At 45.3% G+C, this 2,409-nt stretch carries 1 protein-coding gene; it reads right to left on the reverse strand.

Annotation, left to right across the window (positions count from 1 at the left end; genetic code table 11):
• Positions 1-2,381 (reverse strand): pPIWI_RE module domain-containing protein (locus V6C93_RS15540; RefSeq protein ID WP_333477574.1); only part of this gene is annotated, 2,381 nt, incomplete at its 3' end.
• Positions 2,382-2,409: the final 28 nt, after the last annotated feature.

Raw genomic sequence — 2,409 nt, forward strand, 5'->3', positions numbered from 1 at the left:
TTAGCTGGTAGTTTTGGGTTTTGCAGCCACGTCAGCATCTTTCGGGCATTTTGCGCTTCCGCCATAAATAACACTCGTGGAAGTTTATCCTTTTCTATTGATGTTATTAAGCAATCGCGCAAACATCTGGTAACAAAGTCATTGAAAAACTGTTGTTCGCGTTTTTTGTCGCTAGACGACTGTTCTTCGCCACTATCACCCGTTGTTTCATCAGCATAGGAATCAGAGTTCCATTTTTCATTGATGAGGTATCCAAGTCCAACTGGATACGATACCCATGTAGGGAATAAAGAAGGAGTGGTGAATTGTACAATTCCTGATACTGGGTTGACTCTTACCATCAACGCAACAGTGGAAGGTGTATTGCTAGCCGTTGTTTTGCGGGTTCGGCGCAGGACATGGAAGCACGTCAGCCAAACATTCGGCTCGATGCCATCTTTTTCGAGGTCAATTAAGGAAGCCGGTAAAATCCCGAATTGGCGTAGCAAGTCCGAGACAGCTCTTTGAACTCGATTAGGAGCGTCTTTAGTGACAGATTCTTCACCACTTTTTTTTCGAGCTGTTAATGCGTGGATGTGCTGATTGATATAGCCTGCCTGCATAACTCCAATTCGCAATGCCAGTTTGGGGTCAGACTCGGGTGGGAAGAAGGATTTCTTAGGCTTAATTTCGATTAAGGCACCGCATAGTCCTTCAGGTTTAGGTAAGTATGAAGCAATCTGCTGAATGCGCTCATCAAGTAGATTTACGCGCTTTTGTTGTCGGTTTTTCCCTTTGACTGAAGGATGCTCTAGATCGAGTCTTTGCGTCAAATCCTGAACGTGCTGAGTTTTGATTCGCAAAGAACCTAATGAACCTTCAAAAAGAATCTCTTCTCCTTGGACTCCAGTAAGGGTCTCATAAATTTGAGCTTCCCCTCTAGGTGATAAGTAAAGTAATTCACAGATTTCAGCAATTAGGGCATCTCTACATTCTTGGGTTTCCCAAAGGATAAGTATTGTATGCGGGGAATTCTCAGGAATACGAAACGTGGCTGGTGCAGCGATTTTAGGTCGCAGCATCACAGTAGATAAATCGTCACGTTTTTTAGGTGAGTTATCATCTCTTTTCTTGGATTTACCGCGCTCCCAGAAAGGTGCATACTTGCTTGATACCTTTACGGCTTCACCCACTCGCCGAACGGGGAAATTTTCTTGAGCAATCTTATTTTGAATCGCCCGATCGAGGCTGGTAAAATCTAGTGGACTGACACCAGGAATGCAAAGTGTATTACTGCGATGTCGAGTGTCGTAGGCGATAGCGAAGCGCTGCTGCGTTCGCCCTTGGCGTTGCCGCAGGCTAGCGCAGTTCGCTCCTTGTATCCCTACTGGTTCTTCACCAAACGTAGACCAGTTATATGCGGGTTCCGAGGCTAGGGTATTTGGCTCAGGAAGTGGAGAGTCGTTAAGCTTGAGTAGTTCGCTAATGGCTTTTGACCATCTCGGTTCCCTCCCTTCTTGCGTAATCCTTTGTTTAATCTGTAGAGGAATAAAGCAGAAGGGTTGCTGAACTCCATCCAACCACCGATGATTATCGCCAATAAAGACAGTGGCTCCTTGGTACGGGAAACGCTCGATAGGCTCTTTAATCCAGCGTCGGATTGAAAGTTGATGGTAAATAATAGGTTGACTGCGCCAAGGGACTGTTTGTAGCTTGAAACGAATGACAAATGAGACGTGTGCCTCACCTACCTTTACTTTTTCCTTGATTTTGTCCTTAGTAATGACCTTAATCAGCGGAACTGGATAAGGAGGCCATGACATCAGTTCGGCTCCTTGGTCAAGTGTCACAACTCGATAGAAGGTTAGTTGGTATTGAACATTCCCGTCAAAGCAGACTGTTGGGTTTTTGAGAAATTCCCCAGCCAAGTAATCCGGAATTGCTTGAAAACGGACATCAGTTTCATATTTATTTTCAGGCTGACGCAGCAAAGAATAAGTTTTAGAGTCTTCCCAACGCCAAGCGTCATGGTCTAACTTTTCGAGACTCGACTCGACTTCCTCTTCTCCCAAACACTCGCTAAACTCTTCTCGAAGCCAATCTTTAGTGAATTCTGACAAGTCAGAAAGGTCAGCCATTTCTGTTGCAAATACCCAAGGAACGCCAGGACGCTGCCAGCCATTACGCGCTGTCTGGATAATTTTTGGGAAGCTGGCGGCTATTATGCGGTCTAGAGAGTAGACAGGAACAGATGGATAGCCTTTACCAAGAAGCTTGACACGCTTTTGAGCAAGAGATTTGGCAACTTGCTGCCATGCAGTTGGAACCTGGAGAGAAAAAAGCTCGTACTGCACATCCTGAATTAGCTCCCAAGCTCCGGGGAGAATGGTGTTAAAGGTCATAGTGTAAGTCCTTTGTATCTTTAAGTGC

Origin of the sequence: Allocoleopsis sp., assembly GCF_036703385.1 — a bacterium.
Lineage (GTDB): Bacteria > Cyanobacteriota > Cyanobacteriia > Cyanobacteriales > Coleofasciculaceae > Allocoleopsis.